The sequence below is a fragment of the Streptomyces sp. NPDC046557 genome (assembly GCF_040645975.1).
Taxonomy (GTDB): Bacteria; Actinomycetota; Actinomycetes; order Streptomycetales; family Streptomycetaceae; genus Streptomyces.
The window spans coordinates 505337-524255 of record NZ_JBEYZH010000001.1 but is presented as its reverse complement, the minus strand read 5'-3'; the positions used below and the strand labels follow the sequence as shown (position 1 = coordinate 524255).

General features: G+C 74.2%; 19 protein-coding genes and 1 tRNA gene. 11 read left to right on the top strand and 9 right to left on the bottom strand.

Features of this window, described 5'->3' with window-relative positions:
- Positions 1-9: 9 nt before the first annotated feature.
- Positions 10-1191: an aminotransferase class V-fold PLP-dependent enzyme gene (locus ABZ934_RS02560; RefSeq protein WP_361307690.1), complete on the top strand. Its 1182-nt coding sequence runs from the start codon at positions 10-12 to the stop codon at positions 1189-1191.
- 4 nt (positions 1192-1195) lie between these two features.
- Here ABZ934_RS02560 and cobF read toward each other — a convergent pair whose 3' ends face one another.
- Positions 1196-1948, bottom strand: a complete 753-nt coding sequence (gene cobF / locus ABZ934_RS02555) for a precorrin-6A synthase (deacetylating) (RefSeq protein WP_361307688.1) — start codon at positions 1946-1948, stop codon at positions 1196-1198.
- An 18-nt stretch (positions 1949-1966) separates the two neighbouring features.
- Between cobF and ABZ934_RS02550 the strand changes: the two genes are divergently transcribed.
- From ABZ934_RS02550 to ABZ934_RS02535, 4 genes are read left to right on the top strand one after another with little or no spacing between them, the layout of a single operon-like run.
- Positions 1967-2713 (top strand): (Fe-S)-binding protein, encoded by a 747-nt coding sequence (locus ABZ934_RS02550; RefSeq protein WP_361307686.1) that lies wholly within the window; start codon positions 1967-1969, stop codon positions 2711-2713.
- Between the two features lie 34 nt (positions 2714-2747).
- Positions 2748-4232 (top strand): lactate utilization protein B, encoded by a 1485-nt coding sequence (locus ABZ934_RS02545; protein ID WP_361307684.1) that lies wholly within the window; start codon positions 2748-2750, stop codon positions 4230-4232.
- Positions 4229-4873 carry an LUD domain-containing protein gene (locus ABZ934_RS02540; protein ID WP_361307682.1) on the top strand — a complete coding sequence of 215 codons (645 nt, stop codon included), beginning with the start codon at positions 4229-4231 and terminating at the stop codon, positions 4871-4873. The genes ABZ934_RS02545 and ABZ934_RS02540 overlap by 4 nt, the downstream gene beginning before the upstream one ends.
- 5 nt (positions 4874-4878) lie before the next feature.
- A complete protein-coding gene (locus tag ABZ934_RS02535; RefSeq protein WP_361307680.1) occupies positions 4879-5286 on the top strand; it encodes a VOC family protein in 408 nt (135 codons plus the stop codon).
- Here ABZ934_RS02535 and ABZ934_RS02530 read toward each other — a convergent pair.
- Positions 5251-5742: a DUF309 domain-containing protein gene (locus ABZ934_RS02530; RefSeq protein ID WP_361307678.1), complete on the bottom strand. Its 492-nt coding sequence runs from the start codon at positions 5740-5742 to the stop codon at positions 5251-5253. The two genes, ABZ934_RS02535 and ABZ934_RS02530, sit on opposite strands and share 36 nt — an antisense overlap.
- A gap of 121 nt (positions 5743-5863) precedes the next feature.
- On the opposite strand from ABZ934_RS02530, the gene ABZ934_RS02525 reads away from it, so the two are divergent.
- From ABZ934_RS02525 to ABZ934_RS02515, 3 genes are all read left to right on the top strand, one after another.
- A tRNA-Pro gene (locus ABZ934_RS02525) sits at positions 5864-5937 on the top strand.
- Between the two features lie 290 nt (positions 5938-6227).
- Positions 6228-6590, top strand: a complete 363-nt coding sequence (locus ABZ934_RS02520; protein WP_361307676.1) for an STAS domain-containing protein — start codon at positions 6228-6230, stop codon at positions 6588-6590.
- A gap of 57 nt (positions 6591-6647) precedes the next feature.
- A complete protein-coding gene (locus tag ABZ934_RS02515) occupies positions 6648-7046 on the top strand; it encodes an ATP-binding protein (protein WP_361307674.1) in 399 nt (132 codons plus the stop codon).
- Between the two features lie 4 nt (positions 7047-7050).
- Here the strand turns inward: ABZ934_RS02515 and ABZ934_RS02510 are convergent, their stop codons facing one another.
- Together ABZ934_RS02510 and ABZ934_RS02505 are read right to left on the bottom strand one after the other, a co-directional pair.
- Complete coding sequence (locus ABZ934_RS02510; protein WP_361307672.1) at positions 7051-7659, bottom strand: hydrolase; 609 nt, start codon at positions 7657-7659, stop codon at positions 7051-7053.
- A gap of 141 nt (positions 7660-7800) precedes the next feature.
- Positions 7801-8361 carry a dihydrofolate reductase family protein gene (locus ABZ934_RS02505; protein ID WP_361307670.1) on the bottom strand — a complete coding sequence of 187 codons (561 nt, stop codon included), beginning with the start codon at positions 8359-8361 and terminating at the stop codon, positions 7801-7803.
- 27 nt (positions 8362-8388) lie between these two features.
- On the opposite strand from ABZ934_RS02505, the gene ABZ934_RS02500 reads away from it, so the two are divergent.
- Positions 8389-9483: an enoyl-CoA hydratase/isomerase family protein gene (locus ABZ934_RS02500; RefSeq protein ID WP_361307668.1), complete on the top strand. Its 1095-nt coding sequence runs from the start codon at positions 8389-8391 to the stop codon at positions 9481-9483.
- Between the two features lie 49 nt (positions 9484-9532).
- Here ABZ934_RS02500 and ABZ934_RS02495 read toward each other — a convergent pair whose 3' ends face one another.
- From ABZ934_RS02495 to ABZ934_RS02475, 5 genes are all read right to left on the bottom strand, one after another.
- The gene (locus ABZ934_RS02495) at positions 9533-10603 is read right to left on the bottom strand and encodes an alpha/beta hydrolase-fold protein (RefSeq protein ID WP_361307666.1); all 1071 of its coding nucleotides are present in this window, start codon (positions 10601-10603) and stop codon (positions 9533-9535) included.
- A 44-nt stretch (positions 10604-10647) separates the two neighbouring features.
- Positions 10648-12246, bottom strand: coding sequence for a molybdopterin-dependent oxidoreductase (locus ABZ934_RS02490; RefSeq protein WP_361307664.1), 1599 nt, complete (start codon positions 12244-12246; stop codon positions 10648-10650).
- Positions 12247-12369: 123 nt separating this feature from the next.
- Positions 12370-12651: a hypothetical protein gene (locus ABZ934_RS02485; RefSeq protein ID WP_361307662.1), complete on the bottom strand. Its 282-nt coding sequence runs from the start codon at positions 12649-12651 to the stop codon at positions 12370-12372.
- A gap of 207 nt (positions 12652-12858) precedes the next feature.
- Complete coding sequence (locus ABZ934_RS02480) at positions 12859-15156, bottom strand: alpha-N-acetylglucosaminidase (protein ID WP_361307660.1); 2298 nt, start codon at positions 15154-15156, stop codon at positions 12859-12861.
- 89 nt (positions 15157-15245) lie between these two features.
- Positions 15246-16925 carry a ricin-type beta-trefoil lectin domain protein gene (locus ABZ934_RS02475; RefSeq protein ID WP_361307658.1) on the bottom strand — a complete coding sequence of 560 codons (1680 nt, stop codon included), beginning with the start codon at positions 16923-16925 and terminating at the stop codon, positions 15246-15248.
- A 190-nt stretch (positions 16926-17115) separates the two neighbouring features.
- On the opposite strand from ABZ934_RS02475, the gene ABZ934_RS02470 reads away from it, so the two are divergent.
- Both ABZ934_RS02470 and ABZ934_RS02465 read left to right on the top strand, forming a co-directional pair.
- Entirely contained in the window at positions 17116-17820 is a 705-nt protein-coding gene (locus tag ABZ934_RS02470) for a TetR/AcrR family transcriptional regulator C-terminal domain-containing protein (RefSeq protein WP_361307656.1), read from the top strand.
- A gap of 74 nt (positions 17821-17894) precedes the next feature.
- Positions 17895-18830: a serine/threonine dehydratase gene (locus ABZ934_RS02465; protein WP_361307654.1), complete on the top strand. Its 936-nt coding sequence runs from the start codon at positions 17895-17897 to the stop codon at positions 18828-18830.
- Positions 18831-18919: the final 89 nt, after the last annotated feature.

Sequence of the window (18919 nt, the reverse complement as noted above, 5' to 3'; positions counted from 1 at the left end):
AGGAGCATCGTGACCGAGCCGCACAGCGAGCCGAAGAGCGTGCCGACCGCCCCACCGAGCGTTCCCCCGGTCTTCCCCGGCGGTCGTCAGCTCTTCCGCCTCGACCCGGCGATCGCCCACCTCAACCACGGCTCGTTCGGCGCCGTTCCGACCCCTGTCCAAGAGGCCCAGGCGGCGCTGGTGGAGGAGGCGCACGCCGACCCCGACACCTTCTTCGTCAACGTGGCCGACCGGATCGCCGCCGCCCGCGGCCGGGTCGCCGCACACCTCGGCGCCGAATCCGACGGGATCGCCTTCGTCTCCAACGCCACCGAAGGCGCCAACCTTGCCCTGAACGCCGTCGAAATGGCCGACGGGGACGAGATCCTGGTGACCGACCACGGCTATGGCACGGTCACCGCGGCCGCCGCCCGCCGGGCCCCCGTCACCACCGTCTCCCTTGACCCGGGGCTCCCGGACGAGGACGCCGTACGGGAAGCCGTGCTGGCCGGCCTGACGCCCCGCACCAAGGTGGCGCTGCTCGACCACATCAGCTCGCCCACCGCCCGCCTCATCGCGACCCCGGCGCTCCTCGCCGACCTCGCCGCCCGGGGCGTCACCACCATCGTCGACGGGGCCCACGCGCCCGGCATGCTCGCCGACCCGCTCGCGGGCGGCGCCGACTTCTGGTTCGGGAACCTGCACAAGTGGGGGTACGCCCCCTCCGGCAGTGCCCTCCTCGCCGTCGCCCCCCGCCACCGCGGCCGCGTCCGGGCCCTCGTGCCGTCCTGGGAGGACAGGGAGGGCTTCCCCCGCTCCGTCGAGAACCGGGCCACCGCCGACTACACCGGCTGGCTCGCCGCCCCCGAGGGACTGGACCTCCTCGACCGGCTCGACGCCGGCAAGGTACGGGCCCACAACAGCGCCCTCGCCGGCTACGGCGCGACCCTGCTCGCCGAACTCCCCGGCCTCACACCGCTCCCGTACACCCCGGGAGTCGGCATGCGCGCCCTGCGGCTGCCGCCCGGCACCGCCGAGACCCCGGACGCCGCCCGCGAGTTGCGCGAGCGGATCGCGCGGGAGCTGCGGATCAGGGTGCTGATCTGGCCTTGGCCGGGCGGCGGCGGCATCCGTGTCTGCGGGCAGATCTACACCCGCCCCGAGGAATACGAACGCCTCGCCGCCGGCCTCCCCGCGTACCTCGCGGGGTAGCGATTCAGCCGCGCCGCAGCAGGTAGGTGTCCATGATCCAGCCCTTGCGGGCGCGCGCCTCGGTCCGCAGCTCCTCGATCCTGCCCGCGACCTCCGCCAGCTTCCCCGAGACCAGGATCTCGTCCGGCGTGCCGACGTAGGCACCCCAGTAGATGAAGAGGTCCTGGTCCAGGTGGGCGGTGAAGGCGTGCCGCGCGTCCAGCATCACCACCACGTCGTCCACGTCCTGCGGCCAGCCCTCGGCCAGCCGCCGGCCGGTGGTGATCTGGACCGGGCGCCCGACCCGGTTCAGGTTGGTGCGGTGCCGGGCCAGCAGCGAGGAGATGCTGCTGATGCCGGGCACCACTTCGTGCTCGAAGGCGACCCGGCCCCGCTCCTGCACCTCGTCGAGGATCGCGAGGGTGGAGTCGTACAGCGACGGGTCGCCCCAGACCAGGAACGCGCCCGTCTCGCCGTCCGAGAGGTCCTCGGCGATGAACCGCTCGAAGATCTCGGCCCGCGCGCTGCGCCAGCCGTCCACCGTCGGGGTGTAGTCGGCCGGGGTCCGGTCGCGGTCCGGGTCGCGGCCCTCCACCAGCCGGTGGCCGGGGCGGGCGTGCGCGTCGAGCATCGCCCGCCGCAGCCCGGTGAGGTCAGCCTTCTCCTCGCCCTTCTCCAGGATGAGGAATGCGTCCGTGGCGCCGATCGCCTTGACCGCCTGGAGGGTCAGGTGGTCCGGGTCGCCCGCGCCTATGCCGATCACTGAGAACTTCTTCACCCGGCTATTCTGCCCGTCATGCGTGCCGCTCTGTTCGTCACCTGCGTCAACGACGCGCTGTATCCGCGCACCGGCGTCGCCGTCGTACGCCTGCTGGAGCGGCTCGGCGTGGACGTGGACTTCCCGGCGGCGCAGAGCTGCTGCGGTCAGCCCCAGTACAACACCGGCTACCGGCACGAGGCCGAAGCGCTGCTGCGCCGTACCGCGGAAGCCTTCGCCGGACACCCGTACGTGGTCGCGCCGTCCGGCTCCTGCGTCGCCATGATCCGTGAGCACTACCCGCGCATCGGCGCCAAGGCGGCGGCCGAGGGGCGCGGCACCGAGCCGGCGGACCTCGCGGCCGACCTCGTCCCGCGCGTGTACGAGCTGACCGAGTTCCTCGTCGACGTGCTCGGAGTGACCGATGTCGGCGCCCACTTCCCGCACACCGTCACCTACCACCCCTCCTGCCACGGCTTGCGCGCCCTCGGACTCGGCGACCGCCCCCGCCGGCTCCTGGCCGCCGTCAAGGGCCTGAACCTCATCGAGCTGCCCGGCGCCGAGGAGTGCTGTGGATTCGGCGGCACCTTCGCCGTCAAGAATCCCGACGTATCGGCCGCGATGGGCGCCGACAAGATCCGCGCCGCCCGGGCCACGGGCGCCGAGGTGCTCTGCGGCGCCGACAACTCCTGCCTCGCCCACCTCGACGGGACTCTGCGCCGCGCCGGCGCCCCGCTGCGGACCCTGCACCTCGCCGAGATCCTCGCCTCGACGGAGGAGGCGTGACGGACGGCACCGCGACACAGGAGGAACGCCCACGATGACGGCCACCCACCTCGGCATGCCCGCCTTCCCCGCGGCCGCGGGGAAGGCCGTACGGGACGACGTGCTGCGCGCCAACCTCCGCCGCGCCACGCACACCATCCGCGACAAACGGGCCCGAGCGGTCACCGAACTCGCCGACTGGGACCGGCTGCGCGCGGCGGGCAAGGCCGTCAAGGACCACACCCTGCGCCGGCTCGACCACTACCTGTTGCGGCTGGAGGAGGCGGTGACCGCCGCCGGCGGCACCGTGCACTGGGCGGCGGACGCGGCCGAGGCCAACCGGATCGTGACCGCGCTGGTGCTGGCCACCGGCGAGCGGGAAGTCGTCAAGGTCAAGTCGATGGCCACCCAGGAGATCGGCCTGAACGAGGCCCTGGAGGCGGCCGGGATCGCCGCCTACGAGACCGACCTGGCCGAACTGATCGTGCAGCTCGGCCACGACCGGCCCTCGCACATCCTGGTCCCGGCCATCCACCGCAACCGCGCCGAGATCCGCGACGTCTTCCGCGCCGAGATGGGCCGGTGGGGGCGGCCGGCTCCCGAGGGTCTCGGCGACGACCCGCGCGAACTGGCCGAAACGGCCCGGCTGCACCTGCGCGAGAAGTTCCTGCGCGCCAAAGTCGCCGTCTCGGGCGCCAACTTCATGGTCGCCGAGACGGGCACGATGGTCGTCTTCGAGTCCGAGGGCAACGGCCGGATGTGCCTGACCCTGCCCGAAACCCTCATCTCCGTCGTCGGCATCGAGAAGGTCGTGCCGACCTTCCGGGACCTGGAGATCTTCCTCCAGACGCTGCCGCGCTCCTCCACCGCCGAGCGGATGAACCCGTACACCACGATGTGGACCGGGCTGGGTCCGTCGAAAGGGGCCGACGAGGACGGGCCCGCCGCCTTCCACCTCGTCCTCCTCGACAACGGCCGCACCGACACCCTCGCCGACGAGGTGGGTCGCCAGGCGCTGCGCTGCATCCGCTGCTCCGCCTGCCTGAACGTCTGCCCCGTCTACGAACGCGCCGGCGGCCACGCCTACGGCTCCGTCTACCCCGGCCCCATCGGCGCGATCCTCAGCCCCCAACTGCGCGGCACCGGGAGCGAGATCGACGCCTCGCTGCCCTACGCCTCCACCCTGTGCGGCGCGTGCTATGAGGTCTGCCCGGTCGCCATCGACATCCCGGAGGTCCTCCTCCACCTGCGCGAACGCGTCGCCCAAGGCGGCCCGGCGACACGCGAGGGCATCCGCGTACGCATCCGCCCCGCGCGCGGCCACACCGTCGAACGGGCCGCGATGCGCGCCGCCCGGCTGTTGCTGGAACGCCCCGGCGCGCTGCGCGCGGGGGAGCGGCTGCTGTCCCGGGCACGGCGGCTGCGACCGCGCCGGCTGCCCGGCCCCGGCGGCGCGTGGACCGACAGCCGCGAGCTGCCCGTGCCCCCGGCGGAGCCCTTCCGCGACTGGTGGGCCCGCGAGCGGGGAGGACGCGCGTGAGCGGCAAGGACCGCGTGCTGGGCCGGATTCGGCGGGCGCTGGGGGAGCCGGGCCCGGGCCCCGAGGCCGCGATCCCGCGCGGCTACCTCCGCGTCCACGGCTCCCGTACGCCCGCCGAATCCGCGGACATGCTCGCCGCCCATCTCGCCGAGTACCGCGCGACGGTCCACCGCACCGGCGCGGACGGCCTCGCGCCGCTCCTGGCCCGGCTGCTCGCCGCCCGGGGCGCGCGGACCGTGCTCGTACCGCCCGGCCTGCCCGCCTCCTGGCTCGCCGCGGCGCGCGCGACCCGGGTCCCGGACCGGGCCGACTCCACCCCGTACGAACTCGACGCCGTGGACAGCGTGGTCACGGGCTGCGCGCTGGCCGTCGCGGAGACCGGCACGATCGTCCTGGACGGCGGCCCCGACCAGGGGCGGCGCCGGATCACCCTGATCCCGGACCACCACATCTGCGTGGTCCGCGTCCCCGGGCAGGTGGTGGACTCCGTTCCGCAGGCGCTCGAACGCCTCGACCCCACCCGCCCGCTGACCTGGATCTCCGGACCCTCCGCCACCAGCGACATCGAGCTCGACCGGGTGGAGGGCGTCCACGGCCCCCGTACCCTGGAAGTGGTCCTGCTCGACGCGCCCGCACAATGAGGGCCATGTCCGCACACATCGCCCTCACCGCGCTCGTCGTCCACGACTACGACGAGGCCATCGACTTCTACACCCGCGCCCTCGGCTTCACCCTCGTCGAGGACACCGCCCGGCCCGACTGCTCGCGGTGGGTCGTGGTCCGGCCGCCCGGCGCCACCGAGTCCGCGCTGCTGCTCGCCCGCGCCAAGGACGACGCGCAGCGCTCGCGGGTCGGCGACCAGACGGGCGGCCGGGTCGGCTTCTTCCTCTACACCGACGACTTCGCCGGCGACCACGCCCGGATGACCGCCGAGGGCGTCCGTTTCCTGGAAGAGCCGCGCCACGAGACGTACGGCAGCGTGGCCGTCTTCGAGGACCTCTACGGCAACCGCTGGGACCTACTCCAGCCGGCGTCCGCGCCCGCCACCGCCTAGTACGGGGGCTTCCCGGGCGGCGTCCACCACCGCCCCGGCCTCCACCCGGTCGGCCAGCTCTCGGGCCCACCGGACCAGTGCGGCGACATCGATCCCGTGGGCCGGGTCCACCCCGGCCAGGCCCACGGCGCCGCGCCGCAGCAGCCGGGCCCCGCCCACCGTGTTCCCCCGCGCGGCGTGCGTCAGCCCCACCGCCAGTTGCGCGAGCCCCCGCCACAGCGGGGCCTCGACCGCCGGCCCCGACTTCCAGGCGTCCTCGAACACCTCGTGAGCGTGGAAGGGCATCCCGTCGTCAAGGAGCCGCTGCGCCTCCGCCACCGTCTCGGCCGGCCTCCGCACCACCCCCTCGGGCTGCCGTCCGACCCCCGGCGCCCCGTACGGCAACGGCCGCCCCAGGCCGTCACGCGGCCGCGCGCTGCGCGCCCGCCCCTCGTCATCGCGATCCCGTGCCTTCATCCGTCCATCGTGCCGCCCGTGGATCACCCGTGCACATACACCCCCCGGCGTGCGGTAATGTTCTGCATGTGCCCGCTGCGAAGGGGAAACCCCTGGTGGGGGGCACAGTGCCCAGGCACAACGGGACGTGGCGCAGCTTGGTAGCGCACTTGACTGGGGGTCAAGGGGTCGCAGGTTCAAATCCTGTCGTCCCGACTCGAAAGAGTCGCAGCTCAGGGGCCGTTTCAGAGCAATCTGAAACGGTCCCTGAGTGTTTTGCGACCCGGAGGGCGCGGCGGTCGGGTCGGGTGCGACTGCCGCCGACACGGCCGGGGGCCCGCGACAGGCGGGGGACCGGCGCGTAGGGTCCGGTGATCAGGGCGGACCGGCACGCGCCGGGTCAGACGCCCAGGTCGGCCTGCCGTGGCCCCGGCCCGGAGCCGCGCACGCGTATCCCGGCGGGATGCGGGCAGGCGCACCCACAGCTGGACGGAAGGTGATGCCGGATGGTGCCGGGAGCGGGCAATGAGCGGTTCACGGTCGATGTGCGGGCCGTGGACGGAACCGTCGTCCTCGCCCTCGCCGGGGAGCTGGACCACGACACGGCCCAGCCCCTGCGGGACGCCTTGGACGCGGCGGTCACCCCGGGTGGCCGGTTGGTGGTCGACGTGTCCGGGCTGGGGTTCTGCGACTCCACCGGGCTCAACGTGCTGCTGCACGGCAGGATCACGGTCCAGGAGGCCGGCGGCACGCTGGAGTTGGCCGGTCTGAGCGGACCGGTGGCACGTATGTTCCGCATCACCGGGGCGGACGGGGTGTTCCCGGTGTACGCGGACGTGGCGGAAGCGTTGGAGCGGCAGCCCCGCTGACCGCGGGCGGACGGCGCGTGGGGCCCGTAGGGTCGAGGCGATACGAGGAGACGAGCCATGCAGCAGCGAGGGTCCCCCGGCCGGGTGCGGCTGCTGCTGTTGGAGGGCGCGGCCGACCCGGTGACCCGCAGTCGTGACTTCGCCCGCCGGGCCCTCGCGTCCTGGAAATGGCTTCCCGAGGCCGCCGAGGACGTCCTGTTGCTGGTGTCCGAGGTGGTGTCCAATGCCTGTATGCACGGCGGAGGGCCCGGCACGCTGCTCCTGCACTGGACGCCCGAGCGGCTGCGGATCGAGGTGACCGACGGCAACCCCGCGCCGCCGGTGCGCGCCCGGGCCCCCGAGCCGGGGCGGCCGGGCGGCCACGGGCTGCTCATCGTGGACCGGCTGTCCCGCAGTTGGGGTTCGCGCCCCGGCAACGGCGGGAAGTGCGTCTGGCTGGAGGTCGGTCCGGGGTAGCGGGTCAGTCCCGGGTGACGGGCCCCTCGTCCAGGGCCTTGGCGGCCGTGATGATCTCGTCCGTCGCACTCACCTTGCCGATGCGCGGGAAGATCTTCCCGAAGCTGTGCGCGTGCGAGTCGGCGTCCATGTCGGTGGTGGCGTCCTCGGCGAAGACCAGCTCATAGCTGTGCTCCCAGGCCGTGCGCGCGGTGGACTCGACGCCGATGCTGGTCGAGATGCCGCCCAGCACGATCCGGCGGACACCGCGGCGGCGCAACTGGAGGTCGAGTTCCGTGCCGGTGAAGGCGCCCCAGTGCCGTTTGGTGACCACCACGTCCGCGAGCGCCGCGAGCCGCTCCGGGAGCTCGGAGAAGGCGGCGGGCGGAGCGGAGGCGGGGCCGGGCCGGTCGACATTGACGCTGGGCAGGTCGCCGCCGTCGGGGGACCAGGCGACCTTGACCAGCACCACGGGCAGCCGGCGGGCCCGGAACGCCTCGGCGAGGGCGATGCCGTTCTCCAGGACGCGCGACGAGGGCGTGGCGGTGGGGAGGGCCAAGATGCCCTGCTGGAGGTCGATGAGGACCAGCGCGGTCGCGCGGTCCAGGGTGAGGGCGGGCGCGGGGGACGTCATGGCAACTCCTCGGATCGGTGGACGTTCAGTTCTCGGCCAGGCGTCGCAGCAGGGGGACGGCCTCGGCCGGCAGGCGCTGCTCCGCCGGGCTGAGCCGTTCGGCGATTATCGATTGTCTCGGTCCCGTCCTCTCGCGCAGGGTCAGGGGCGCTCGTACCTGAGCTGTACGACGCCGTTGCCGAAGGTCCGCGTCCCCTCCAGGCGCAGCGGCGTCGGCGCGTAGCCGGGTGGGAAGAGCGGTGTGCCGCCGCCGATGCGCACCGGGTGCACGTAGATCCGGTACGCGTCCACGAGGTCGTGGCGCAGGAACGCGGCTGCGAGATCGGCGCCGCCCACGCTCAGGTCTCCGCCCGGCGCGGACTTGAGGGCCGCTACCTCCGCCGGGACCACGTCGCGCACGATCGTGGAGTTCCAGTCGGCCCGGCGCAGGGTGCGCGAGTAGACGTACTTCGGCATGTCCCGCCAGATCCCGGCGAACTCTGCCACCGGGCCGCTCGCGGCGGGGTCGGCGTCGGCGGTCGGCCAGAAGCCGGCCATCAGCTCGTAGGTGACGCGGCCGGTCAGGAAGCCGCCCAGCCGCCGGATCTCGTCGTTGAAGTGCCGGTGCAGTTCGTCGTCGACGAGGTGCCAGTCGATCTGCCGCTCGGGCCCCTCGATGAAGCCGTCCAGGGACATGGACATCATCAGGATGATCTTTCGCATGCCCCCGCACGTTACATACTGGCCGATGTGAAGACCGACGACGCCACGAAATCCGACGCCGCCACCGACGCCACCGCCCTGTTCACCGTCGAGGGCCACACCGGGGTGATCACCCTCAACCGCCCCCGGGCCCTCAACGCCCTCACCCACCCCATGGTGCTGCGGATCACGGAGGCGCTGGCGGCCTGGGAGCAGGACCCCGCCGTCACCCAGGTCCTCCTCCGCGGCGCCGGGGAACGCGGCCTCTGCGCGGGCGGCGACATCCGCGCCATCCACGACGACGCGAAGGCCGGCGGGAACGCTTCGATCGACTTCTGGCGGGACGAGTACCGCCTCAACGCACGGATCGCCGGCTACCCCAAGCCGTACGTGGCCCTGATGGACGGCATCGTGATGGGCGGCGGCGTCGGCCTCTCGGCGCACGGTGCGGTCCGTATCGTCACCGAACGCTCCCGCGTCGCCATGCCGGAGACCGGCATCGGCTTCGTCCCCGACGTGGGCGGTACGCACCTGCTCGCGCGGGCCCCCGGCCTGCTCGGCACCCACCTCGCCCTCACCGGTGCGGCCGTGGGGGCCGCCGACGCGCTGCTGTGCGGGCTCGCCGACCACTTCGTCCCCGCGGGCCTGCTGCCCGAACTGACCGCCGACCTCGCGGGCGCGCCCGTGGCGCGGGTACTGTCGCGCCACGCCGGTCACGCCCCACCGCCCGGCGAACTCGCCGCCCACCGCGGGTGGATCGACCACTGCTACGCCGCGGACACGGTGGAGGAGATCGTGGAACGGCTGCTGGCGTCGGGCGAACCGGCCGCCAAGGAGACCGCCGAGACGATCTTGACCAAGTCCCCGACCTCCCTCAAGGTCACCTTGGAAGCGGTCCGCCGCGCACGCGAACTGGGCACTCTGGAAAAGGTCTTGGCGCAGGAGTTCCGAGTCTCCTCGCACGTGCTGCGCTCGCCGGACCTGATCGAGGGCATCCGGGCCCAGGTCGTAGACAAGGACCGTACGCCGCGCTGGCGGCCCGCGACCCTGCCCGAGGTGGACCGGGCGGACGTGGAGCGCTGTTTCGCCCCCCTCGGCGAGGGCCGGGAGCTGACCTTCGCCCCCGGTGGCACACGGGCTTGAACCGGCCGGCCAGGAGGGGACGCCCCGGTCCCCGGTCATCCCGCCGGGGTCATCTGGTGGGAGCGGCCGGGGCCGGGACCTCGGAGCTCAGCCAGCCCAGCGCGTCCGGGTACATCCCCGTCCACGTCTGGAAGTTGTGACCGCCGGCCGGGCGGACCAGCGTCTTGACCCGGACGCCGGTCCCCGCGGCGGCCTTGGCGAAGGCGTCCAACTGCCGCGGCGGGCTGTCCTTGTCCTGGGCGGACGTGGCGAGGAACAGCGCGACGTCCGCCTTCCTCGCGTGCGTGACCAGCCACATCGGGCTGTTGCGCTCCCGCAGGGCCCGGTCCGCCAGCACTCCCGGATCGCCCGTCAGCGCGTCCGGGTCCAAGGCCGCCCCGGCGCCGAACACCTTCGGGTACTGGAGCGGCAGCTTCGCCGCGCAGAACGCCCCCGTCGAAATCCCCATCAGCGCCCACCCCTTGGGCTGCGGCAGCGTACGGAAGTGCCGCGCGACCAGCGCCGGCACGTCGTCCGCCAACCAGGTCGCCACCTTGTGCCCCGCCACGTCGCTGCAGTCGGTGTTCACCCCGCCCGGATAGATCTCCGGGATCACCAGGATGAAGGGGTGCGCCGCGCCGAGCCGGACCAGGTCCTCCAGCGCGCCCGGCATGTCGCCCAGCTCCATCCAGGACCGGGGCGAGCCCGGATACCCGTGCAGCAGCGTCAGCACCGGGAAGCGGGTCTTCGCCGCGCCGGCGGCGCTGTACTCCGGAGGGGTCCAGACGACGACCTGCCCGGCCAGCTTGGAGTGCGAGCCACGGAAATAGGTGCTGCGGGTGCCGTCCTCGCCGAGCGTGAAGGTGGCCCGCCCCACCGGCGGGCCCGTCATCGAGGAGCCGTTGTCGCCGGGGGTGCCCAGCAGGTCGTCCCAGGAGGCGTAGAGCCCGTAGCTCCCGTTGATCCACGTCGCCACCACACAGATGGCGGTCAACTGGCACAACCCGATCATCAGCACCCGGGCGATCCAGCGCAGCCAGCCGGGTCCCGGCAGCCGGTTCCAGAGCAGCAGCGCCGCGAGCATGGCGAGCGCGGTGACCACGACCAGTGTCACCAGGAACGCCGTACCGGTCAGCTCCACCGCCTCAATGTACGGCGCGCCCCGCCCGAGTCGGCGGCGGACCGCTACGTGTCGCCCGCCCGCACCCGCACCGTCACCGAGTGCCACCCCGTCGCCCCGTCCGGGACCGTCCCCTGCCGTTCGCCCGTCTGCAAGGCGCCCGCGCCGTCCGTGGCCCGGACCTCCAGGGTGTGCCGGCCGGGAGCCGCCTGCCACGGCCACGACCACTGGCGCCAGGTGTCGTCGCCGTCGGCGTCCGCCAACCGGGTCTCCTGCCACGGGCCGCCGTCGACCCGTACCTCGACCCGGGAGACGCCCCGGTGCAGCGCCCAGGCCACCCCGGCGACCATCACCCGGCCCGCCGCCGGTTCCGCGAGCGGACGCGGCGTGTCGATCCGCGACTGCGTCTTGACGGGCGCCCGCTGGGCCCAGGACCGGCGCACCCAGTACGCGTCGTACGCGGCGAAGGTCGTCAGCCGCAGCTCGCTCAACCACTTGCACGCCGATACGTATCCGTACAGGCCCGGCACCACCATCCGCACCGGGAAGCCGTGCGCGAAGGGCAGCGGCTCGCCGTTCATCCCGACCGCGAGCAGCGCCTCCCGGCCGTCCATCACGGCCTCGACCGGCGTGCCGATCGTCATCCCGTCCACCGACCGCGCCACCAACTGGTCGGCCGGGCCGCCCCGCGACGGCGGCCGCACCCCCGCCTCCCGCAGCAGGTCGGCCAGCCGGACGCCGAGCCAGCGGGCGTTGCCCGCGTACGGGCCGCCCACCTCGTTCGAGACACAGGTGAGGGTGATGTCGTGCTCGACCAGGGGGCGCGCGAGCAGCTCCCGCAGGTCCAGGGTCAGCGGCTTCGTCACCCCGTCCCCGTGGATCCGCAGCCGCCAGTCGGCGGCGTCCACGCGCGGCACGACCAGCGCGGTGTCCACCCGGTAGAAGTCCCGGGCGGGCGTGAGGAACGGCGACACCCCCGGCACCCGCGCCTGAGCCCCCGCCGGCACTGGCGGGGCCGGCACCGCGGGCGGCGGCAGGACCAGGTCCGCTCGGGAGGCCGTCGCGCCCGCCGACCCGTACGCGCCCAGGCGCCGCCCGGCGTACCAGGCGCCCGCCGAGACGGCCGCGGTGGCCAGCACCAGCCGCCCGAAGCCGCGCCGGTCCAGCGACCCCGTCCCGCCGGCCGGGGCGCCCTGCGGACGCGACCGGCGCAAAGCCCTGACCAGGAAGAACAGCACCCCGGCCGCTACCAGACCACCCACCAGCGAGGGCAGCGCGTCCTTCCAGGTCGCCTCGGGGCGACTGAGCGCGGCCACGGCGCCGACGAGGCCGAAACACGCGGCGACCGCTATTCCGGCGCGCGGCCGGCGTACGGCGAGCACCCCCGCCGCCACGGCGACCAGACCCAGCACCACGACGATGCCGAGGGTCAGGACCGGCTTGTCGGCCGTTCCGAGGTCGCGGACCGCCCACTCCTTGACGGCCGGCGGGGTACGGTCCACCACCGCCCCGCCGACCGCGGTCACCGGGGACGCCTCGGGCCGTACGGCCGCGGTCGCCAGCTGCGCCGCGGCCAGCCCGGCGAAGGCGGCGAGCACCCCGCAGAGCGCGCCCCACGCCGCCCCGGCCCGCGGACGCCCGGAAGCCGTCTGCACACCGCTCATCAGGGGTCACCGTCCGCCCGGGCTCGCACCGTCCCCCCTCCGACTGTACGAGCCCCGGCCCGCCGGGGCTCGGGCGCGCGGCGCATCGGGGCGGCCGGCGCATCGGGGCGCGGGGCGACGTGGTCACGCCCGGGGGTGACCGGCCCGCTCGGCGGCCCGCCTCGCCATGGTCTCCAGACAGTTCTCGGAGTCGGCGGCGGTCCGGCGCGCGGCCGGCGCGGCCCGCTTGCGCAGCTCCACCACCCCGTCGGTGATCACGTCGCGCGGATCGGAGCGCCGGAGCGCCCCCTGCGCCCGGTCACCGGCCTGGCCCGACGCGTCGACGGCCGGGTCGCCGGCGCCGGCCGTGAGCAGCGCCAGCAGCTCCAGCGTCGCGGAGGGCCGCTCCGGTTCGGTCTCGGACATGCCCCATGCACTCCTGACGGCGTAGGAAGGGGCGACCGGCGGGAGTTCCCCGACGGCCGCCCCGGTCGGGTCCGGGTCAGTGAACCGACGACCCGGGCCGTACGTCGCCGTGCTGTGCGCCCTCTCCCTCGCACGAGTGCCGAATTTCCCACGGGAGGGTGACGGTTGCCCCTCCGCCCCGGCGGTCACCGCCGGGGCCGGTGCGGTTCAGGAGCGGGCCTTGGGCAGGGCCGCCGCCACCGCGGCGGCCAGCGCGTGCGGGTCCCCGCTCGGGCCGGCCGGGTGGTGGGTGGTGCGCCGGGCCCACGCCTCCTCGAAGGCGTGCCAGTCGATCTCCTTCGGGGCGGCGCGCTTGACCAGAGCCTCCTCCAGCGAGGCGAAGTACCGGTCCCAGCGGGCGGCGTACAACTCCGACACCAGCCCGCTCCATTCGCGGTTCGCGTAGTCGTGCAGGAAGCCGCCCTCACTGGTGCTCCGCTGCCCCCACACGCTCAGGATCGAGCGCGCGTCGTACTCGTACCGGTCCTGCTCGGCCCGGTCCGCGCCGTGCGAGCGGGCGGCGGACAGCCAGCGGCCCAGCAGGAAGTTGGGGTCGGAGCCCGTCACGGCGTCCAACTTTCCTTCTTCGTCGCGCCATTGGGCCGTCAGCCGGCGCAGCCCGGTCAGGTCCTTCGCCTCGTAGGCGGCCTTGATCTTCGGCAGCAGCACCCGGGAGTGGTTGGCGAGGGCCTGGCGGGCGGTGTCCACCAGGTCGAAGCGGTAGGCGCTGGACGACCTGAGCGCCGGGGGCACCGCCAGCAGCTGGTCGAGCGCCCGGCGTACCGAATCCGCCTGGTAGCGCATGGACTTGGGGCTCCAGTGCGCGGCGCCCGTCGCCGTCAGGCTCGGCCGGGCGGTGAAGAGGCTGTCCTGCGACTCCGACCACAGCCCCGAGGAGGTGCTGTACGGGCCTTTGCGCAACTCCTCCCACGCCGCCGCCGCGTGGGCGTCCGGACGCCCGTAGCGGCGGGCCGCGAAGTCGGCGAACCACCGGCGCTGGTCGACCGGCCCGGGCTCCCAGGCCAGGTCGGTGAAGAGGTCGAAGGCGGCCGGGTTGGTACCGGTGGCCTCGGGCAGGTACGCGGTGCCCTGGAGCGCGCTGTCCGGCTTGTCGCGCCAGGCGCCGAACCGGTCGATCCACACCGAGGTGTTGGCGCCGATCGTGGTGTGGCCGCCGAAGTTGTAGATGGTGCCCATCGCGTACGGCGTGCCGCCCCAACGGGCTTCGCGGTCCAGGCGGTTGTACCGGTCGGACAGGCCGTCCAGGATCAGCAGCTTCGAGGTGTCCACCCCTGCCAGCAGTTCCTTCGTCGGGTCGTCCTGCCAGCCGAGCACCGCCCACAGGGCGCCCGGGTGGGCCGCCCACAGCGCGCGCTGGATGGCTCCGGCGGCGGCCCGGACGTCCACCGAGCCCGTCCGCCCGCCCTCGTGCAGGGGGCTCATCCGGTACATGGCGCTGTCGCCGAAGACGGCCCGCTGCTCGGCGTAGTACGCGGCCGCCAGCTCCCCGAACACCGGGGAGGCCGGGTCGAGCCAGTCCGGCCGGTCGAAGCCGGCCCAGTCGCCCTGCGGCACCGTGGAGGCGCCCTCGTGGCGCGTGGCGAAGTCCGGCGGGACCGTGCCGAAGTAGCCGGGCAGGACCGGTGTCATGCCGAGGCCGCGCAACTGGTCGGCGATCCGCGCGCCCACGTCGGCGCGCTCGCGCATCAGCCGCTCCGTGACCGGGCCGCCGAAGCCGCTGAGGTTCTGCAACAGCCACCAGCTCTGGTGGCCGGGGGCGGGGATCCACTTGCGCAGCTCGTCGGGGGAGTAGCCGAACCGTTGGAGCGCCCGGTAGTACGGGTACTCGGCGCCGGTCTGTACGAACACCTCGTTGACGCCGTGCAGCGCGAGCAGGTCGATCTGCCGCTGGTGTTCCTCGAAGGTGCGGTACGGGCCCGAGTACCCGTCGTCGGTGTCGTTGAGCGCGTACCGGTGCGGGACCCGTGCGGTACGCGTGACCGGGGCGGGTACCGCCGGCAGGGTGGCGGGCAGCATGCCGATGCTGTCGCCGGGCCAGCCGATGTCGACGCCGGCGACGTGCTGCAGGTACCAGCCGACGCCGGTGAGCAGGGACGCCCCGGTGGAAGCACGCACGGTGATCGCGCCCGGCCTGCCGGAGACGGTGAAGGCGTCGCTCCCGGCGGAGGTGTCGGGGACCAGGGTGAACTGGCCCGCGTGTCGGGGCAGCAGCCGCCGCAGGGCGTCCCGCGCCGGGCCGGTGTCGAAGGTGCGGGGGCGGGGTGCGCGGCGCGGGTGCTCGCGTACGCCGGCCCGTGCCGCGGGGGATTGGGCCGGTGGGGGCGAGGCCGCGGCGGGGGTGGCGGCCCCGGGGACGGTGGCGGCGAGGGTCAGGGTCAGCAGCGCGGTGGGAAGCGTCGCGAGCGCGACGGAGCGGCGCGTGCGGGGGCGCGGAACGCGTGGCATCGGGTGTGCGTCGTCCTCTGTGTCGGGTCCGGTGAGGGGGCCTGTGACGGGCGGGGTCTGCGAGGAGGGCGGGGTCTGCGGGGCGCCCGTCAGACCGGCAGGGCCCAGGTCTGGTCGACCCGGTGGTCACCGCACGCGGTGAGGCGCAGCCGCTCGGCCGGGGCGTCCGGGGCGGTCGTCGTGGTGGGGGCGGTCAGGCACATCCCGCTCGCGGTCTCCGTCAGCGTCCCGGCGCGGTCGTGCTCCCAGCGCTGCCCCGGCCGGCCGGGCGCGCACCGGGCCAGTTCCACCAGGCCCGCGTCGCCCGCCGACAGGCAGGCGCCGGCCAGCCTCAGCGTCGCTCCGTCGTCGAGGCTCCACCGCTGGTCGGGGGCGCCGGTGCAGGCCGCCAGTACGACGGCGCCGGGCCCGCTGGTGTTGGCCCCGTCGGCGCACTTGGCGCCCGCGCCGGCGATCTGCCCGGTCGGCACCGCCCCCGCGCAGTCGCGCGGGGTGAGCCGCCAGACGCCGGTGTCGTGCGCTCCCACCCTTCCGGTCAACGCGCTCTCGATCCGCTGCCGTTGACCGCTCCACAGGTTCTTGGCGTCGGCGGTGCACCCGGGCAGCCCGACTTCGCCGAGCGGCACGTTGATGTCACGGGCGGCACCCGAGCGGTTGAGGACGGCCACCGCCCGGTCGCCGTCGGCGAGCGGGCGCACCAGGATGTCGAAGGTGGCGTTGGAGGACACCACGGCGCCCTGCCGGCCCATCGGGTCCTGGTCGAGCGCGATCAGATCGGTGTTGCCGAGGGCGGCGAGTCCGCCCGGGGTCAGCTCGGAGACCTGCGAGGAGAGGATGAAGGGGGCCGCCATCATGGCCCACAGGCCGACCTGGCTGCGGCTCTCCGCGTCGCTCAGTCCCGGGGCGCCCGCGATGAGGAAGTCCGGGTCGTTCCAGTTGCCGGGACCCGCGTACCGGCCGAGCCAGCGGTTGTAGCCGTAGTTGCCGAGGACCGCGCTCCAGCGGGAGGCGTTCGGTGCCTTCGGGTCGTAGACCTTGATGTCCTTGCCCTCGCGCCACAGTTGGCCGGTCTCGCCGACCCAGTGGAGCACCTTGTGCCAGTCGGATCCGCCCCATTCGCCCTGCTGGAAGTAGGCGGGCGCGGACGCGGACAGCACCATGTCGCGTCCGCTGTCGCGCAGGGCCCGGGCGACGGCGTGGTAGGCGTCGCGGTAGGCCCGTTCCTTGGTGGCGCCGGGCGGCACGTACAGGTTGCAGCCGTCCATCTTGACGTAGTCCACGTGCCAGGACGCGAACAGCCGGGCGTCGCCGGCGTAGTGGTCGGGGCCGCCACCCGCGGGGGCGCCGCTGCCGGGGTAGCGCTCGCAGGTGAGGGAGCCGGCGTCCTGGTAGATGCCGAACTTCAGCCCCTTGGCGTGGAGGTGGTCTCCGAGCCAGGCCATGCCGTGCGGGAACTTCCGCGTGTCGGTGACCAGGTCGCCGTGCGCGTCGCGGGATTTCGTCATCCAGCAGTCGTCGACGGTCACGGTGTCGTAGCCCTTGGCGGCGAGGCCGGTGGACACGAGCGCGTCGGCGTTCGCGACGACCTTGGCCTCGTCGATGTCGCACATGTAGTGCGCCCAGTTGTTCCAGCCCATCGGCGGGGTCAGCGCGAGCGGGGTGTCGGAGGTGGCGGTGGGCTCGCCGGCCGCCGGGGCGGCGCCGAGGACGAGCGCCAGCAGGGCGGCCGCGGTCAGACAGGGGAGCGACGCGCGAAGGCGAGGCGGCACGGGATCTCCTTGAGTGGGGGAGGTACCGACGGGCTGTCGAGCGCTCAGTGCAGCGGTGCGCCTACGCCCTGTCAACGGCCTTCGGGGCTTTCGTCCCGATGACCAGCAATTTGGGCGCAGTCGCGTCACACGATCGAGGCGGACCGAAGGGCAGGGGGCTGTGTGTGACGGTGTCTGTTACGGTGTATCAATGCCGCGCAGATCAGTAGCCCTCGACCGTGCCACCCCCGGGGCGATCGCCGAGGCTGCCCTGGCGATCCTGGACGAGCAGGGCCCCGGCGCCCTGAGTTTCCGCGCCCTCGCCGACCGGCTCGACGTCTCGCACGCCACCGTCCAACGGCGCTGCGTCGACCTCGCGGGCCTGCTGGACCTGTGCACCGAACACCTGGCCGCCCGGCTGCCGGAGATCCCCGCCGGGACCGACTGGGCCGAGGCCACCGAGTCGCGCTTCAGCGCCCTCTACCGGTTGCTCGTCGCGCACCCCGGGCTGCTGGTGCTGCGCGGCGGCCGGCCGTGGCTCGGCCGTCAGTTGCTGGCCCGGCTCGTCGAGCCGGCCCTCGCCGACAGCGTCGCCGCGGGCATGACCGTCGCCGAGGCGATGACCGCGTACCGCCGCTTGTACCTGCTCACCCTCGGCAGTGCCGCCTTCGTGGACCACCGTGACCCGGCGGGGGCCACCGCGGCGTCCCGCGCCGCGCTGGCCGCCCTGGACCCGGGCGAGTTCCCGGTGCTCTCCGCGGGCATCGCCGACGTGCTGCCCGCCCTGACCGACCACGAGGTGTACTACGGCGCCCTGCGCCGGCTCATCGAGGCGTCCCGTCCCGCAGCCTCCCGTCCCGCAGCCTCCCGTCCCGCAGCCTCCCGTCCCGCAGCCTCCCGTCCCGCGGCCTCCTGAGCCGGCCGCCCCCCGAACCGGCAGCCTCCTGAGCCCGCCACCCCTGAACCGCCGCCTCCCGAAGGGCCGACCCCATGGAACAGCAGCTCGACTACGCCGCCGTACGCGCCGCCGCCGGCCGGATAGCGGGGGTGACCCGGCCCGTCGCCGTGGTGCCCGCCGCCGACGGCGTCTGGTACGCGCTGGAACACCTCCAGCACACCGGCTCCTTCAAAGCGCGCGGCGCCCACAACTTCCTCGCCGCCCACCGCGCCGCCGGCGCCCTCCCGCCCGCCGGTGTCACCATCGCCTCCGGCGGCAACGCCGGTCTGGCCTGCGCCTGGGCGGCGCGCGCCCAGTCCGTGCCCGCCACGGTGTTCCTGCCCGTCAACGCGCCCCTGGTGAAGGTGGACCGGCTGCGCGGCTACGGGGCCGACGTACGCCTCGTCGGCGACCGGTACGCCGAAGCCCTGGCCGCCTGCCGGCAGTTCGCGGCCGACAGCGGCGCCCTGAGCAGCCACGCCTACGACCATCCGCTGATCGCGGCGGGCGCGGGAACCCTGCTCGACGAGATCCGGATCGCCCTGCCCGCCCTGGACACGGTCGTCGTGGCGGTCGGCGGGGGCGGGTTGTTCGCGGGCGTGGCGACCGCCGCGCGCGAGCACGGCGTACGGGTCGTCGCCGCCGAACCGGAGCACTGCCGGGCGCTCAACGCGGCGCTGGAGGCGGGCCGGCCGGTCGACGTGCCGGTGGACTCGGTGGCGGCCGACTCGCTCGGGGCGCCCCGGGTCTCCGTCGACGCGCTGGCCGCGGCCCGGCACGAAGGCGTCGACTCGGTGCTCGTACCGGACGCGGAGATCACCGCGGCCCGCCGCGGCCTCTGGGAGGACCATCGGATCGTGGTCGAGCCGGGTGCCGCGACGGCCTTGGCGGCGCTCCGCCGAATTCCGCGGGCGCCCGGGGGGCGGGTCGCCGTCATTCTCTGTGGCGCCAACACGGACCCGGTCGACCTTTCGCCGACCCTCCGCTAAAGCGCATTAGCGCACGGCCCCGGGCCCCGGCGGGGAAACGGCCACAAAGAGCCAACTCCGTCGGGGAAAGGCACCGCGTTTCGCAATGG

Excerpts from the sequence above, each read along its gene's own strand:
- ABZ934_RS02550 (WP_361307686.1), top strand. The coding sequence starts at position 1,967 with ATGCGTGCCGCTCTGTTCGTCACCTGCGTCAACGACGCGCTGTATCCG.
- ABZ934_RS02545 (WP_361307684.1), top strand. The coding sequence starts at position 2,748 with ATGACGGCCACCCACCTCGGCATGCCCGCCTTCCCCGCGGCCGCGGGG.
- ABZ934_RS02535 (WP_361307680.1), top strand. The coding sequence starts at position 4,879 with ATGTCCGCACACATCGCCCTCACCGCGCTCGTCGTCCACGACTACGAC.
- ABZ934_RS02530 (WP_361307678.1), bottom strand. The coding sequence starts at position 5,742 with ATGAAGGCACGGGATCGCGATGACGAGGGGCGGGCGCGCAGCGCGCGG.
- ABZ934_RS02520 (WP_361307676.1), top strand. The coding sequence starts at position 6,228 with ATGGTGCCGGGAGCGGGCAATGAGCGGTTCACGGTCGATGTGCGGGCC.
- ABZ934_RS02515 (WP_361307674.1), top strand. The coding sequence starts at position 6,648 with ATGCAGCAGCGAGGGTCCCCCGGCCGGGTGCGGCTGCTGCTGTTGGAG.
- ABZ934_RS02510 (WP_361307672.1), bottom strand. The coding sequence starts at position 7,659 with ATGACGTCCCCCGCGCCCGCCCTCACCCTGGACCGCGCGACCGCGCTG.
- ABZ934_RS02505 (WP_361307670.1), bottom strand. The coding sequence starts at position 8,361 with ATGCGAAAGATCATCCTGATGATGTCCATGTCCCTGGACGGCTTCATC.
- ABZ934_RS02490 (WP_361307664.1), bottom strand. The coding sequence starts at position 12,246 with ATGAGCGGTGTGCAGACGGCTTCCGGGCGTCCGCGGGCCGGGGCGGCG.
- ABZ934_RS02485 (WP_361307662.1), bottom strand. The coding sequence starts at position 12,651 with ATGTCCGAGACCGAACCGGAGCGGCCCTCCGCGACGCTGGAGCTGCTG.
- ABZ934_RS02480 (WP_361307660.1), bottom strand. The coding sequence starts at position 15,156 with ATGCCACGCGTTCCGCGCCCCCGCACGCGCCGCTCCGTCGCGCTCGCG.
- ABZ934_RS02470 (WP_361307656.1), top strand. The coding sequence starts at position 17,116 with ATGCCGCGCAGATCAGTAGCCCTCGACCGTGCCACCCCCGGGGCGATC.
- ABZ934_RS02465 (WP_361307654.1), top strand. The coding sequence starts at position 17,895 with ATGGAACAGCAGCTCGACTACGCCGCCGTACGCGCCGCCGCCGGCCGG.